The organism is Aureimonas sp. SA4125 (assembly GCF_019973775.1).
In the GTDB taxonomy this organism is placed as follows: Bacteria; Pseudomonadota; Alphaproteobacteria; order Rhizobiales; family Rhizobiaceae; genus Plantimonas.
On sequence record NZ_AP025032.1, the window covers coordinates 4,582,501 to 4,596,340 of the forward strand.

The following is a 13,840-nucleotide window of genomic DNA, read 5'->3' on the forward strand; positions in this document are numbered from 1 at the left end:
TTACGCCAGCTGGGCGTCGAGGGTGACGCTGATGGCGCCGAGCGCCTTCGAAATGGGGCAGCCGGCCTTCGCCTTTTCGGCGAGTTCCTGGAATGTCGCATCGTCGATGCCCGGGACCTTGCCCTTCAGGGTGATGGCGCTGGACTTCACCTCGAATCCGCCCTCGACCTGATCGACCGTCACCAGTGCCATCGCTTCCAGCGTCTCCGCCGGCGTGCCGTTCTCGGCGAGGAAGTGCGACAGCTGCATGGCGAAGCAGCCGGCGTGTGCGGCAGCGAGCAGCTCTTCCGGATTGGTGCCGGACTTGCCGCTGTCATCCTCGAATCGCGCCTTGAAGGAATAGCCGTGGTGATCGAGCGCGCCGGACTGCGTGGTGATGTCGCCCTTGCCGTCGCCGAGTGCGCCGTGCCAGACCGCGGTTGCGTGACGTTTCATGGAATTTTCCTATCGCGTTGGATGGATCGCGCCAGTCCGGATTTTTCCCGGACGGTCGTTGCCAGATCTAGGAATGTTCGCCGCCATTTTAACCCGTCCCACGCAAGGGTGATGAATCCTCGCCATCGAGGCCGGCGGCGCCTATCCTGCGCCATCCCGTTCTGCCCCCGGCGGATTTCTGAGAGGACCTGCATGTCCGAGACGTTCCTCGTCAATGCCTCGCCCGCGCTGCTGGCGGAAAAGACCGCCTGGCTCAGGGCTCTGGAAGAGGAGCGGCGGTCTGCAGCCAATACGCTCGAGGCCTATGAGCGCGATCTCCGGCAGTTTCTCTCCTTCCTGACGGGCTATCACGGGCGCCCGGCCGACACCGCCGATCTCAAGGATCTGAGACCGGTGGACCTGCGCGCCTTCCTCGCCGCCCGCCGCCGCGACGGCGCGGGCGCAAAGACGCTGGGGCGCGGGCTTGCCGGCGTGCGCTCCTTCATCCGGCATCTCGAACGCCGGGGCCTTGCCTCGGCCGCCGGCGCCAAGGCGATGCGCGCGCCCAGGCAAGCCAAGAACCTGCCGCGGCCGCTCAGCGTCACGGATGCGCTGCAGCTCTCCGAAGACGCCGGCGCGCTCGGCACGGAGCCCTGGATCTCGGCCCGCAACGTCGCGGTGCTGACGCTCCTCTACGGCTGCGGTCTGCGCATATCCGAGGCGCTGGACCTGCCCGGGAATGCTTTGTCGGATCCGGGCGCCCGCTCGATGCCGGTGACCGGAAAGGGCGGCAAGGCGCGCCTGGTGCCGCTCTTGCCGGCCGTCCTGGCCGGTGTCGCCGACTATCGCCGTCTCTGCCCGTATGATCTCGTGGCGGGCGAGCCGCTGTTTCGCGGTCACCGCGGCGGGCCGCTAAGGCCGCAGATCATCCAGCGCGAGATGCAGAAGCTGCGCGGCGCGCTCGGCCTGCCGGACACCGCGACGCCGCACGCGCTGCGCCATTCCTTCGCCACCCATCTCCTTGCCGCGGGCGGCGATCTCAGAACGATCCAGGATCTTCTCGGCCACGCCTCGCTGTCGACGACGCAGAATTATACCGCCGTCGACCAGAACCGGCTGATGACGATCTATGAGAGCGCCCATCCGCGCGCGCGGCGGCGGCCGTCTGACGCTCCAGCGTCCTGAATCTGGCCTGACGCGGGCCCGAACGACAATCGACGTCTTCCCGGCGCCGGCCTTTCTTCGTCCGGTGCGAGTGGCGCTGCCTGTCGCGCCGGACCATCTCGTCCTGCGCCGCACAACCGTTTTCGCTTGATCGGACTGCCGGGCTTTGATATCAACTTCTAGATGTATTTCACAACCTGGAGGATGGAATGGCAACCAAGATCACCACAGACGACGTCCGGGTCGAAGCCGACAGGATCGTCGTGCATGGCGCCGGCGGCAAGGCGCTGGCCAACAGCCTCGTCAAGAAGAACGCGGTGGCTCTCGCCGAAATGGCCGAGAAACTCGGCTTCGTGCATCCAGAAGACATTTCCATCGAGTCCGACGGCTCCGTCGAGATCCGGGGCCAGGGCGTGGTCGACCGGGTGAAAAGCCTGTCTCGCGACGCCGGCGGAGGCTCGAGCCTCTGGGACACCAACTGCGGCTGCAAGTAGCAGGCGCAACCCACGGGAGCGGAGCCGGGCAATGGCGAGCGTCCTTGACCATGAGCGGGCCCGCGGCCTGGCCGCGGACCGTCTCGACCTGATCCTGATGCCGACCGAGAAATGCAACTTCCGGTGCGTCTACTGTTACGAGGATTTCGTCCTCGGCCGCATGGCCGAAGCGACGATCACGGGCATCACAAGGCTTCTGGCCCAACGCCTGCCAAAACTGCGCTCGCTCAACATCGGCTGGTTCGGCGGCGAACCGACGCTGGCGCTCGACATCGTCGAGCGCGTGAACGATTTCATCCTTGCCCATCGCCCGCCGGGCCTTGCCTTCACGTCGGCCATGTCGACGAACGGCTTCAGGCTGGACGGGCGGACCCTTCGCCGCCTCGTCGACCGCGAGATCCGGCTGTTCCAGATCTCGCTCGACGGAGACCGGCAGGAACATGACGCGACACGGCGGCGCAAGGGTGGCGGCGGGTCCTTCGACGTCATCCTCGGTCACGTCGAGGCGGCGCTGCGCACCGATCTCGACTTCCGCCTCGCCCTGCGCCTGCACGCCCGCGCCTCCAATCTGGAATCGCTCGCCCGGCTGATCGACCGACTCGCCGCGCTCTCTCCACCGAGCGGACGGATCTCGCTTTACATCAAGGCGATCGAGCGCCTGGGCGGGCCCGCCGATGGCGGGTTGGACTTCATCGACAACAAGGCCGTTCTTGCCCCGCTGGAGGACAGGATCCGCCAGGCCGGGCTGGAAGAGGAACGGGCCCGGCCGATCGCCTGCTACGCCGCGCTGCCCAATTCCCTGGTGGTGCGGGCCGACGGCCGGATCGCCAAATGTACCGTGGCCTTCGACGATCCGCGCAACACCGTCGGCACACTGCGCGAGGATGGAACCCTCGCAATCGATCACGAACGGTTCCGGCCGTGGGTTCGCGGCATCCTTTCCGGCGAGGCTGCCAGCATGGGATGCCCGCTCTATGGCCTCCCCGGTCCAAAGACAGCAGAAGCCGGAACGGCAGCGTCCGCCGCGACATCGGCGCTCTAGCGTTTCGGGCGATTTTCCGGGACCGCGCGAAACGCCGGCTTTTAAGTTGCCGCGCCGGATACGGCGAAAACCGGTTCCCACTTTTTCGCCCGGCGCTCTAGATGTGAGCGGGTTGCGGCGGCGGTCTCCGGGGACGGCCCGTCCCCGGAGCCGGGGCAGGTGCACCGCGGGGCGCTGGGCCGGATGGCAACGCCCGAGGACTGCCCTCGCTTGACCCGCGGCATCGGCCCGGCTTTTGTTGCCGCCAGCGGCCGGGCCGGCCGCGATGTCCATCCGGCAGGTGGAGACGAGCGGAGTTTTCCAGATTTCCAGTTCCTTCAAACCGCTGCTTCGTTGGGTCTTTCCTTTCGTCTCGGCGCTTGTTCTTTCCGCCGGGGGCGCCACGGCCCTCGCGAAAACCCAAGGCGACGTCCCGGCGACGCCGGCAATCGACGGAAATGTCTCGGCGGCGACCCCGTGTCGTGGCCGCGATCTGATCCCCGAACTCGTTCGCAGCGGCCGTTACGCGGCGATGGAGGAAGCCGCCGCGGGCATCGCGAATGGCCGCGGCAAGCTCTACCGGATCGAGCACGAGGGCATCGCCGCATCGACGCTTTTCGGCACCATGCATCTCAGCGACAAGCGGCTGGCCCCCGGGCCACGAGCCAGGGCTGAGTTCCGCGCGGCCGAGACGCTGGTGATCGAGACCACCGAGAGCCTCGACCCGGCTGCGACCACGGCCGCACTCCTGGCGCGGCCGGACCTCCTCTATCTGCCGCAAGGCCAGACGATGGGCGACCGCCTGACCGCGCCGCAGGCCGCTGCCGTGGCGGAGGGTCTGGAACGGCGGGGAGTCCCGCCGGCCTCGGTCGAGACGTTGCAGCCGTGGTTTCTCGCCGTCAGCCTGATGCTGCCGGCCTGCGAAACCCAACGCCTGGCACGTCGCGAGCGCCCTCTCGACCTCGCGCTCGCAGCCCTCGCCAAGGCAGAGGGAAAGCCGGTTCTCGGCCTCGAAAGCGGCGCCGAGCAACTCGAGGCGCTGGCGTCGATGTCGATGGACCTGCAGGTTTCGAGCCTTCTGTCGACGCTGGCCCTCGGCGACCGTCTGCCCGATCTGTTCGAGACGATGACGCTTCTCTATCTCGGTGGCCGCATCGCGCTGATTGCGCCGCTGGCGGAGGCCATACTGCCGCCGGACAGCACCGCAGCGGCCCGCGACGCCGCCGCCTTCGAGAAACGCCTTGTGACCGATCGCAACCACCTGATGGCCGAGCGGCTGGAGCCGCTGCTGCAACGGGGCGGCGCCTTTGTCGCCGTCGGCGCCCTGCATCTTCCCGGCGACGAAGGCCTCGTCGCCCTGCTCCGGGCAAAGGGGTATCGTCTCACGCGACTCGACTGACGTCACCAAGGCTCGCTCGTCATGACGGAGGGTCGGACCGCGGCGGTTCGCGCAGTCCTTGCAACTGCACCACAACGTGAAGTGCCTGCGACTTGCGCATCTAAGCCGTCAGTTCATATTCTCGGCAGTGCCCAACCATGGAAGGACCAGACGACATGAAGAAGATTTCTGCCGCCGTCCTCACTCTCGGTCTCGTGAGCTTCGCCACTTCGGCATTTGCCTATCCCTGCTCGCAGAAGATCGTGGCTGAGACGCCGCCTGTCGTGACCACGCAGACCGTCGACGAGAGCTGATCTGCAACGACCGACCCTGTCCTCCAGACAGGCAAAGGCCCGGATCCTGCGAAGGCAGGCCCGGGCCTTTGTCGTTTCGTGAGCCGCCGGCGCGGCCCGTATTTTCTCAGGCGTGGATCGGCTTGCCGGAGAAGGCAGCGAACGCCGCTTCGCGCACCGCTTCCGACAATGTCGGATGGGCGTGGCTGGTGCGGGCGAGATCCTCGGCCGAGCCACCGAACTCCATCAGGATGGCCGCTTCGTGCACGAGATCGCCGGCATTGTGTCCGAGGATATGGACGCCCAGCACCCGGTCGGTGTCCTTGTCGGCCAGGATTTTCACGAACCCGTCGGTGGCCAGCATGGCGCGGGCCCTCCCATTGGCGGTGAAGGGAAATTTGCCGACCTTGTAGGCGACGCCATCGGCCTTCAGTTCCTCCTCCGTCCGGCCGATCGAGGCGACCTCCGGCGCGGTGTAGACGACCGCGGGAATGACGCCGTAGTTCACATGCCCGGCCTGGCCGGCAAGGATTTCGGCCAGCGCGACACCCTCGTCCTCCGCCTTGTGCGCCAGCATCTGCCCCCGCACCGCGTCGCCGATGGCATAAATGCCCGGAACGTTCGTCTGGAAATGCGCGTCGATCTCGATCCGGCCGGCGCGGTCCGTCGCGATTCCGAGTTCCTCGAGGCCGAGCCCCGCGGTAAAGGGGCGGCGTCCGGTGGCGACGAGGACGACATCGGCGTCGATCGCCTCCGCCGCGCCGCCGGCGACCGGCTCGAAGGTCACAGAGGCCCCCTCGCCCTTGCGCTCGACGCCCGTGACCTTGGCATTGAGCTTCACCTCGATACCCTGCTTGGCGATGAGCTTCTGGAACTGGGCGGAGACTTCGCCGTCCATGCTGCCGAGCAGCTTTCCGAGATATTCGATGACGGTCACCTTCGCGCCGAGGCGCGACCAGACCGAGCCGAGTTCGACGCCGATGACGCCGCCGCCGACGACGACCATGGTCTTCGGCACCTTGGGGAGAGCGATGGCGTTGTCGGAGGAGACGATCACCTGGCCGTCGAAGGCGACGTCGACGCCGGGAATGCCGGCGACTTCCGAGCCCGTGGCGATGCAGATCGCCTTGGCCGAGAGCGTCTCGGTCGAGCCGTCCGCCTTGGCGACCTCGACCGAGCCGGCCGCCTTGATCGAGCCGGTGCCGGTGATGCCGGTGATCTTGTTCTTCTTGAACAGGAAGGCGATGCCGTCGACATTGGCCTTCACCGTCTTGTCCTTGTGCTCCAGCATTTTTGCCAGATCCAGCGTCGGCGACACCTGGATCCCGAGCTCGCCGAAGGAATGGCCGGCCTCGGCGAACATTTCCGAAGCGTGCAGCAGCGCCTTCGACGGGATGCAGCCGACATTCAGGCAGGTGCCGCCATAGGTCGCGCGTTTTTCGACGACCGCCACCTTCAGGCCGAGTTGCGCCGCCTTGATCGCCGCGACATAGCCGCCGGGGCCGGAGCCGATGACGACGAGATCGTAGAGGGTGCTGTCAGCCATTGATGTTCTCTTGATTTGCCGGACTTGTTGAAGCGGATGTGGGGATTTCAGAGCAGCTGCGAAAGGACGAGGACGATGCCGATCGCCGATGCGATCCAGGCGAGGCTTCGGATATAGGGGATGCCCGCGAGGTACAGCGGGATGTAGGCGAGGCGAGCCAGCAGCCAGAGCCAGACGCCGGCCTCCGACCAGCCGCCGGTGCGGCCGGAAACGACGACGACGAGAACCGCCGCGACGAAGGCCGGATAGGTTTCCCTGAAATTTGCCAGCGCACGTTCCGCGCGGGCGGCCAGAGGCTTCAGGGGCGGCATCTCGCCATCGCGCGGGCCGGCATTCCAGGCAGAGCCCCGCTCGCGCGTCGCCAGCATGCCCTGCAGCGAAATGTGGACAAAGAGGAGCAGGACGGAGAGCGCGAGGATCGTCAGTTCGATCGGGAGCGGCGTGGTCATTGTCTGTCCTTCGATTGAGGCTCAGCCGGCAGACCGGTCGCCGCCGCGGTCACGCTCGGATAGATCCGGGCGCATGCCCCGGCGCGCCTCACGGCAGGATCGCGCGGCCGCCGGACACGTCGAGAATCGCCCCGGTGGAGTAGCTGGCCTCGGGCGAGGCGAGCCAGAGGATCGCCTTGGCCACTTCGTCGGCGGTGCCGGGACGCTTCATCGGCAGGTTCGGCGTCATCTCGGACACGCGGCCGGGCGTGCCGCCGGAGACATGGATGTCGGTCTCGATGATGCCCGGACGCACGGCCGTGACCCGGATGCCTTCGAGGGCCACTTCCTTGGCGAGGCCGACGGTGAAGGTGTCGATTGCGCCCTTCGAAGCGGCGTAGTCGACGAACTGGCCGGGACCGCCGAGCTTGGCCGCGGCCGAGGTGAGGTTGACGATCGCGCCCCCGGCGCCGCCTTTCGACACGGCCATACGCTTGATCGCCTCGCGCGCGCACAGAAAGCTGCCGATGACGTTGATCCGGAACATGCGCTCCAGCCGCTCGGCGCTCATCTCGGCGACGGATGACGGCAGGTCGACGACGCCGGCATTGTTGACGAGGACGGCGAGGGTTCCGAGCCTGTCGGCGGCGGCGAAGATCGCCAGGATGTCCGCCTCGACCCCGACATCGCCGGCAACGGCGACGGCGCGGCCGCCGGACGCTTCGATCTCGCCGACGACGGCGGCGGCCGCGGCCGAATTGGCGGCATAGTTGACCACGACGGCGTATCCCGCGCTTGCAGCAAGCTTCGCGGTAGCAGCGCCGATGCCCCGGCTGCCGCCGGTGATGATCATGACTTGTGACATTGACTACTCAAATGATGGAGGGCTCGGAGATGCCGACACGAACCGACAGTCGGGCACGATCGATGTAAGCCGGCAGTCTGGTACTCTCGTCGAAAATAGCACCGAGAAGCTGCTCGACGGTGAGGTTCCTTGCACCGGTGAGATCGGCGCCGCGAAGGTCCATGCCGGCCATGTCTGCGTCGGCGAAATTGGCGCGCACGAGAATTGCGTCACGCGCATCCGCGCGTTTCAGATTGGCATATGAGAGATTGACGCCCGTCAGGTCGAGCGTGCGCAGGACCGTGCCTTCGAAGTGAAACCTGTGGGGCAGAGATGTTCGTCGCTCAAGCACCGAACTCATCATTCATCCTCCTTCTCAGGACTTCCGCGATAGCCCGGGCATCAGGCGGCGCATTCTCTCCATCAAAGTTCGCCATGGTCGCATCGAGATGCGTCTCGAGCAGCTTGAAGACCGGCCCCGCAAGATCCGGGAAGTCGGCGACCGTCTCGCCGAGAATATAGATTGCCGCGAGCCGGACTTCCATTCGTTCGTCGCCGAGCTGACCCGCGGCGCGATTGAAGAGCTCCATGACATGAGCCCGGCGCGCCAGCGTCGCCTGAAACACCGCCGATCCCGCTTGTGTCGTCTCGGGACCGAGCTTCTTCCAGGCGAGCCATGCGCCGACGGCGGCAGCCGCCGTCAGCGCCAAATTGCGGAGAATCTCGGACAGGGCGACCAGCGCTTCCATCCGCGACCCCCTTGCCGATCCTCAGAGGTCGAGGACCAGGCGCTCCAGATCCTCGAGGCTCTCCTTGACGCGGACGAGGAAGGTCACCGCCTCCTTGCCGTCGACGATGCGGTGATCATACGAAAGCGCCAGGTACATCATCGGGCGGATCACCACCTGGCCTCCGATCGCCACCGGCCGCTCCTGAATCTTGTGCATGCCGAGGATGCCCGACTGCGGCGCGTTGAGGATCGGGGTCGACATCAGCGAGCCATAGACGCCGCCATTCGAGATGGTGAAGGTGCCGCCCTGCATGTCGGCCATGCCAAGCTTGCCGTCGCGCGCGGCAAGACCCAGGCGGCCGATCTCCTTCTCGATCTCGGCGATCGACATCTGGTCGGCATCGCGCACCACCGGCACGACGAGGCCTTTCGGCGTGCCCACCGCGACACCGATATGGGCGTAGTTCTTGTAGACGAGGTCGGTGCCGTCGATCTCGGCATTGACCGCCGGGATCTCCTTCAGCGCATGGCAGACGGCCTTGGTGAAGAAGCCCATGAAGCCGAGCTTCACGCCGTGCTTCTTCTCGAACAGGTCCTTGTACTTGGTGCGCAGCGTCATCACCGCCGACATGTCCACCTCGTTGAAGGTGGTGAGCATGGCGGCGGTGTCCTGCGCATCCTTCAGCCGGCGGGCGATGGTCTGGCGCAGGCGCGTCATCTTCACGCGCTCCTCGCGCGGCGCGTCCTCGGCCGAGGACGGCGCGCGGGCGGCGGCCGGCGCCTTTTCCGACGGCGCGGAAGACGGGCCGCGGGCGATGGCGGCAAGGACGTCGCCCTTCAGCACCTGCCCGCGACGACCCGAACCGTCGACGTCGGAGAGACTGTTCTCGGTCATCAGCTTCTGCGCCGAAGGCGCCGGCGGCATGCTGCCAGCGGTGGGCGCGGGAGCCGACGGGGCCTCGACCTTTGCCGCCGCCGGTGCGGCGGCGGGCGCCGCTGCCGCCGGGGCAGGCGCCGCTGCAGGTTTGGCAGGCGCCGCGGCGCCGGCTGATGCCGTCCCGCCCTCGCCGATCGAGCCGAGGAGCGAGCCGGCCGCGACCGTCTCGCCGTCCCTGACGAGAATTTCCTCCAGAATGCCGGCGGCCGGTGCTGGCACTTCCACCGTCACCTTGTCGGTCTCGAGTTCGGCGATGGTCTCGTCGAGTTCGACGCGGTCGCCGACCTTCTTGTACCACTGGCCGACGGTCGCCTCGGTGACGGATTCGCCCAGCGTCGGAACTTTGATTTCGGTGCTCATCGGATGATCGATCTCTTCGAGGGTCTGCCAGGAAAGCTTTCGCGCATCACGAAAGACTAGGGATAGGGTGGACGGCGTCAGCCGAGGGCTTCCTCGAGGAAGGCCTCCAGCTGCGACAGGTGTTTTGACATGGTGCCGGCGGCGGGAGAGGCCGCGGCGGCGCGGCCGGCGTAGCGGACCTTCCGCTTCTCGGCGCCGATATGCTCCAGCACCCATTCCAGATAGGGGTCGATGAACGACCAGGCGCCCATGTTTTTCGGCTCTTCCTGGCACCAGACGATCTCGGCCTGCTTGAAGCGAGCCAGTTCTCCGATCAGCGCCTTGGCCGGGAAGGGATAGAGCTGTTCGAGGCGCAGGAGGTAGACGTCGTCGACGCCGCGCTTCTCGCGCTCCTCGAAGAGGTCGTAGTAGACCTTGCCCGTGCAGATCACGACGCGCCGCATCTTGGCGTCCTTGACGAGCTTGATCGGCCCGTCCTTCTTGATCTCGGCATCGTCCCAGAGAAGGCGATGGAACGAGGTGTCGCCCGACATTTCCGACAGGCTCGAGACGGCGCGCTTGTGGCGCAGCAGCGATTTCGGCGTCATCAGGATCAGCGGCTTGCGGAAGTCGCGCTTCATCTGCCGGCGCAGGATGTGGAAATAGTTCGCCGGCGTCGTGACGTTGGCGACCTGCATGTTGTCCTGCGCGCATTGCTGCAGGAACCGCTCCAGGCGCGCGGAGGAATGCTCCGGCCCCTGGCCCTCGTAGCCGTGCGGAAGAAGCATCACGAGGCCCGACATGCGCAGCCACTTCGCCTCGCCCGACGAGATGAACTGGTCGATGACGACCTGCGCGCCATTGACGAAATCGCCGAACTGCGCCTCCCAGAGCGTCAGCGCATTCGGCTCGGCAAGCGAATAGCCGTATTCGTAGCCGAGCACGGCCTCTTCCGAGAGCATCGAGTTGATGACCTCGTAGATCGCCTGGCCCTTGGCAAGGTTCGCCAGCGGCACGTAGCGCGTCTCGTCGCGCTGGTCGTAGAGGACCGAATGACGCTGCGAGAACGTCCCGCGCTCGGAATCCTGTCCGGACAGGCGGACAGGCGAGCCTTCCGTGACCAGCGTGCCGAAGGCCAGAGCCTCGGCGGTCGCCCAGTCGATGCCCTCGCCGGTCTCGATCGCCTTCGAGCGGTTGTCGAGGAAGCGCTGGATGGTCTTGTGGACCTCGAACCCCTCCGGTACTTCCGACAGCTTCTTGCCGATATCCTTCAGCGACTTCAGCTGGACGCCGGTGACGCCGCGGCGCGGCTCGTCCTCCTGCTCGGCGCGGCGCAGGCCCGCCCAGGCGCCGTCGAGCCAGTCGGCCTTGTTCGGATTGTAGCTCTGCCCGGCCTCGTGCTCCGCTTCCAGATGCGCGCGCCATTCCGCCTTGCGGGCGTCGACGTCCGCCTGGCTGATCGTGCCCTCCTCGACCAGCTTCTTGGAATAGAGCTCCAGCGTCGTCGGGTGGTTGCGGATCGTGCGGTACATGATCGGCTGGGTGAAGCCCGGCTCGTCGCCTTCGTTGTGGCCGTAGCGGCGATAGCAGAACATGTCGATGACGACGGGCTTGTGGAACTGCATGCGGAATTCGGTGGCGATCTTCGCCGCGTAGACCACCGCTTCCGGATCGTCGCCGTTGACGTGGAAGATCGGCGCCTCGACCATCTTGGCGACGTCCGACGGATAGGGCGAGGAGCGCGACAGACGCGGGTTCGTCGTGAAGCCGATCTGGTTGTTGATGATGAAATGCAGCGAGCCGCCGACGCGGTGGCCGCGCAGGCCCGACAGGCCAAAACACTCGGCGACGACGCCCTGGCCGGCGAAGGCCGCGTCGCCGTGAATGAGGAGCGGCAGGACCTGCGCCCGGACCTCTGCCGGCACGACCTCGGTGCGCGTGCCGCCGACGAGCGCGTCCTGCTTGGCGCGCGCCTTGCCCATCACGACCGGGTTGACGATTTCCAGATGCGAGGGGTTCGCCGTCAGCGACAGATGCACCTTGTTCTGGTCGAACTCGCGATCGGACGAAGCGCCGAGATGGTATTTCACGTCGCCCGAGCCTTCGACGTCCTCGGGCTTGTAGGAGCCGCCCGAAAATTCGTGGAAGATCGCCCGATGGGGCTTTGCCATCACCTGGGAGAGCACGTTCAGCCGGCCGCGATGGGCCATGCCGAAGACGATCTCCTTCAGGCCGAGCTGGCCGCCGCGCTTGATGATCTGCTCCAGCGCCGGGATCAGCGACTCGCCGCCGTCGAGACCGAAACGCTTGGTGCCCTTGTACTTGACGTCGATGAACTTCTCGAAGCCCTCGGCCTCGATCAGCTTGTTCAAAATGGCGCGCTTGCCCTCGGGGGTGAAGGCGACGCCCTTGTCCGGACCCTCGATGCGGGCCTGAAGCCAGGCCTTCTCGGCCGGGTTCGACATGTGCATGAACTCGATGCCGAACGTCGAGCAGTAGGTCCGCGTCAGGATGTCGACGATCTGGCGGAGCGTTGCGAACTCCATGCCGAGCATGTTGTCGATGAAGATCTTGCGGTCGTAGTCGGCCTCGGTGAAGCCATAGGCCTTGGGCGACAGCTCGTTGTAGTCGTCGTCCGGCTGGTCGGCGATGCCAAGGGGATCGAGCTTGGCGTGGAGATGGCCGCGCACGCGAAAAGCCCGGATCAGCATGATGGCCCGCACGGAATCGCGCGTCGCCTGCGTCACGTCCTCGGGGCTGAGCGGCGCTCCCGCCTTCTCGGCCTTCTCCTTGACCTTGCCGGCGACCTTCGCCTCGACCTGGCCCCAATCGCCGTCGAGCGCCGAGACGAGCTCGCCATTGGCCGCGATCGGCCAGTTCTTCTGCGTCCAGGAGGCCCCCTCGGCGCTCTTGATGACCGCCGCCTTGTCGTCCTTCAGCTCGCGGAAGAAATCCGCCCACTCCGGCGTGACCGACATCTCATCGGTCTGGTAGCGGGCATGCATGTCCTCGATATAGTCGGCATTGCCGCCATACAGGAAGGAAGTCATCGCCAGCGCGTCGTTGTCGGTATTGCGTGCCATCGTGTGTCGCGGCGCCGTCGGGACGCCGTCTCCTTCAGTCTGGGTTACGCGCGGCGGGGGCCCCTTGCCCCGCGCTGCACCTCGTCTCGTCCCGGATCCACGCAGTGCGCCCCCGGCTCATTTCGGGCCGCCGACGATGTCGACGGTTCCCTTCGTATCGACCGAAGTCGGCGATCCTGTGCCGACAGCGATGTTTTCCGCCGCCTGTTGGCGTCAGCCGCGCAGGAGCGCCGCCAGGGTCTTGCCGAGCTGCGCCGGCGACGGCGAGACGCGGATGCCGGCCGCCTCCATCGCCGCGATCTTGTCCTCGGCGCCGCCCTTGCCGCCGGAGACGACCGCACCGGCGTGGCCCATGGTGCGTCCGGCCGGAGCCGTGCGGCCGGCGATGAAGCCGACCATGGGCTTGGAACGGCCCTTCTTCTTCTCGTCGGCGATGAACTGCGCCGCGTCCTCCTCGGCCGAGCCGCCGATCTCGCCGATCATCACGATCGACTGCGTCTCGTCATCGGCCAGGAACATCTCCAGCATGTCGATGAACTCGGTGCCCTTCACCGGATCGCCGCCGATGCCGACGGCCGTGGTCTGGCCGAGGCCCTCGTTCGTCGTCTGGAAGACCGCCTCATAGGTAAGCGTTCCCGAGCGCGAAACGATACCGACCGAGCCTTTCTTGAAGATGTTGCCGGGCATGATGCCGATCTTGCACTGGTCGGGCGTCATCACGCCCGGGCAGTTCGGGCCGATCAGCCGCGAGGGCGAGGCATCGAGCCGCGCCTTCACCTTGACCATGTCCATCACCGGAATGCCCTCGGTGATGCAGACGATCAGCGGAATCTCCGCCTCGATGGCTTCCAGGATGGCGGCCGCGGCGCCCGCCGGCGGCACGTAGATCACCGAGGCGTTGGCGCCCGTCCGGTCGCGGGCTTCGGCGACGGAGGCGAAGATCGGCAGGCTCTCGCCCTTCGATCCCGTCCAGGTCTCGCCGCCCTTCTTCGGGTGCGTGCCGCCGACCATCTGCGTGCCGTGATAGGCCAGCGCCTGCTCGGTGTGGAAGGTGCCGGTCTTGCCGGTCAGGCCCTGGACGATGACCTTGGTGTTCTTGTCGACGAGAATGGACATGGATCAATTCGCTCCGTGGCGCAGCCGGGCGCCGGATGAAAGTGCCCCGGTCG

At 66.6% G+C, this 13,840-nt stretch carries 14 protein-coding genes; 5 read left to right on the forward strand and 9 right to left on the reverse strand.

Going from position 1 to position 13,840, the window contains the following annotated elements; translation table 11 throughout:
- Entirely contained in the window at nucleotides 1-435 is a 435-nt protein-coding gene (locus Sa4125_RS21670; protein ID WP_224001565.1) for an OsmC family protein, read from the reverse strand.
- A gap of 192 nt (nucleotides 436-627) precedes the next feature.
- On the opposite strand from Sa4125_RS21670, the gene Sa4125_RS21675 reads away from it, so the two are divergent.
- From Sa4125_RS21675 to Sa4125_RS21695, 5 genes are all read left to right on the forward strand, one after another.
- The gene (locus Sa4125_RS21675) at nucleotides 628-1,599 is read left to right on the forward strand and encodes a tyrosine recombinase XerC (RefSeq protein ID WP_224001567.1); all 972 of its coding nucleotides are present in this window, start codon (nucleotides 628-630) and stop codon (nucleotides 1,597-1,599) included.
- A 188-nt stretch (nucleotides 1,600-1,787) separates the two neighbouring features.
- Nucleotides 1,788-2,072 (forward strand): hypothetical protein, encoded by a 285-nt coding sequence (locus Sa4125_RS21680; protein ID WP_224001569.1) that lies wholly within the window; start codon nucleotides 1,788-1,790, stop codon nucleotides 2,070-2,072.
- Nucleotides 2,073-2,103: 31 nt separating this feature from the next.
- Complete coding sequence (locus tag Sa4125_RS21685; RefSeq protein ID WP_224001571.1) at nucleotides 2,104-3,114, forward strand: radical SAM protein; 1,011 nt, start codon at nucleotides 2,104-2,106, stop codon at nucleotides 3,112-3,114.
- Between the two features lie 265 nt (nucleotides 3,115-3,379).
- A complete protein-coding gene (locus Sa4125_RS21690) occupies nucleotides 3,380-4,492 on the forward strand; it encodes a TraB/GumN family protein (RefSeq protein WP_224001573.1) in 1,113 nt (370 codons plus the stop codon).
- A 155-nt stretch (nucleotides 4,493-4,647) separates the two neighbouring features.
- Entirely contained in the window at nucleotides 4,648-4,785 is a 138-nt protein-coding gene (locus Sa4125_RS21695) for a hypothetical protein (protein WP_224001575.1), read from the forward strand.
- A 106-nt stretch (nucleotides 4,786-4,891) separates the two neighbouring features.
- Here the strand turns inward: Sa4125_RS21695 and lpdA are convergent, their stop codons facing one another.
- The 8 genes from lpdA to sucD form a co-directional block, all read right to left on the reverse strand.
- A complete protein-coding gene (lpdA, locus tag Sa4125_RS21700; RefSeq protein ID WP_224001577.1) occupies nucleotides 4,892-6,310 on the reverse strand; it encodes a dihydrolipoyl dehydrogenase in 1,419 nt (472 codons plus the stop codon).
- Nucleotides 6,311-6,357: 47 nt separating this feature from the next.
- Nucleotides 6,358-6,759 (reverse strand): MAPEG family protein, encoded by a 402-nt coding sequence (locus Sa4125_RS21705; RefSeq protein WP_224001579.1) that lies wholly within the window; start codon nucleotides 6,757-6,759, stop codon nucleotides 6,358-6,360.
- Nucleotides 6,760-6,847: 88 nt separating this feature from the next.
- Nucleotides 6,848-7,603 carry an SDR family oxidoreductase gene (locus tag Sa4125_RS21710; RefSeq protein ID WP_224001581.1) on the reverse strand — a complete coding sequence of 252 codons (756 nt, stop codon included), beginning with the start codon at nucleotides 7,601-7,603 and terminating at the stop codon, nucleotides 6,848-6,850.
- Between the two features lie 7 nt (nucleotides 7,604-7,610).
- Nucleotides 7,611-7,943, reverse strand: coding sequence for a pentapeptide repeat-containing protein (locus Sa4125_RS21715; RefSeq protein WP_224001583.1), 333 nt, complete (start codon nucleotides 7,941-7,943; stop codon nucleotides 7,611-7,613).
- Nucleotides 7,927-8,331 carry a hypothetical protein gene (locus Sa4125_RS21720; protein WP_224001585.1) on the reverse strand — a complete coding sequence of 135 codons (405 nt, stop codon included), beginning with the start codon at nucleotides 8,329-8,331 and terminating at the stop codon, nucleotides 7,927-7,929. Before Sa4125_RS21720 ends, Sa4125_RS21715 begins: the two co-directional genes overlap by 17 nt.
- A gap of 21 nt (nucleotides 8,332-8,352) precedes the next feature.
- Nucleotides 8,353-9,609, reverse strand: coding sequence for a 2-oxoglutarate dehydrogenase complex dihydrolipoyllysine-residue succinyltransferase (gene odhB, locus Sa4125_RS21725; protein ID WP_224001587.1), 1,257 nt, complete (start codon nucleotides 9,607-9,609; stop codon nucleotides 8,353-8,355).
- A gap of 77 nt (nucleotides 9,610-9,686) precedes the next feature.
- Nucleotides 9,687-12,671 (reverse strand): 2-oxoglutarate dehydrogenase E1 component, encoded by a 2,985-nt coding sequence (locus Sa4125_RS21730; RefSeq protein ID WP_224001589.1) that lies wholly within the window; start codon nucleotides 12,669-12,671, stop codon nucleotides 9,687-9,689.
- A 213-nt stretch (nucleotides 12,672-12,884) separates the two neighbouring features.
- Complete coding sequence (gene sucD / locus Sa4125_RS21735; RefSeq protein WP_224001591.1) at nucleotides 12,885-13,787, reverse strand: succinate--CoA ligase subunit alpha; 903 nt, start codon at nucleotides 13,785-13,787, stop codon at nucleotides 12,885-12,887.
- Between the last annotated feature and the right edge of the window lie 53 nt (nucleotides 13,788-13,840).

Excerpts from the sequence above, each read along its gene's own strand:
- Sa4125_RS21720 (WP_224001585.1), bottom strand. The coding sequence starts at position 8,331 with ATGGAAGCGCTGGTCGCCCTGTCCGAGATTCTCCGCAATTTGGCGCTG.
- Sa4125_RS21710 (WP_224001581.1), bottom strand. The coding sequence starts at position 7,603 with ATGTCACAAGTCATGATCATCACCGGCGGCAGCCGGGGCATCGGCGCT.
- Sa4125_RS21690 (WP_224001573.1), top strand. The coding sequence starts at position 3,380 with ATGTCCATCCGGCAGGTGGAGACGAGCGGAGTTTTCCAGATTTCCAGT.
- Sa4125_RS21685 (WP_224001571.1), top strand. The coding sequence starts at position 2,104 with ATGGCGAGCGTCCTTGACCATGAGCGGGCCCGCGGCCTGGCCGCGGAC.
- Sa4125_RS21705 (WP_224001579.1), bottom strand. The coding sequence starts at position 6,759 with ATGACCACGCCGCTCCCGATCGAACTGACGATCCTCGCGCTCTCCGTC.
- Sa4125_RS21730 (WP_224001589.1), bottom strand. The coding sequence starts at position 12,671 with ATGGCACGCAATACCGACAACGACGCGCTGGCGATGACTTCCTTCCTG.
- odhB (WP_224001587.1), bottom strand. The coding sequence starts at position 9,609 with ATGAGCACCGAAATCAAAGTTCCGACGCTGGGCGAATCCGTCACCGAG.
- Sa4125_RS21670 (WP_224001565.1), bottom strand. The coding sequence starts at position 435 with ATGAAACGTCACGCAACCGCGGTCTGGCACGGCGCACTCGGCGACGGC.
- Sa4125_RS21675 (WP_224001567.1), top strand. The coding sequence starts at position 628 with ATGTCCGAGACGTTCCTCGTCAATGCCTCGCCCGCGCTGCTGGCGGAA.
- sucD (WP_224001591.1), bottom strand. The coding sequence starts at position 13,787 with ATGTCCATTCTCGTCGACAAGAACACCAAGGTCATCGTCCAGGGCCTG.
- Sa4125_RS21695 (WP_224001575.1), top strand. The coding sequence starts at position 4,648 with ATGAAGAAGATTTCTGCCGCCGTCCTCACTCTCGGTCTCGTGAGCTTC.
- Sa4125_RS21680 (WP_224001569.1), top strand. The coding sequence starts at position 1,788 with ATGGCAACCAAGATCACCACAGACGACGTCCGGGTCGAAGCCGACAGG.
- Sa4125_RS21715 (WP_224001583.1), bottom strand. The coding sequence starts at position 7,943 with ATGAGTTCGGTGCTTGAGCGACGAACATCTCTGCCCCACAGGTTTCAC.
- lpdA (WP_224001577.1), bottom strand. The coding sequence starts at position 6,310 with ATGGCTGACAGCACCCTCTACGATCTCGTCGTCATCGGCTCCGGCCCC.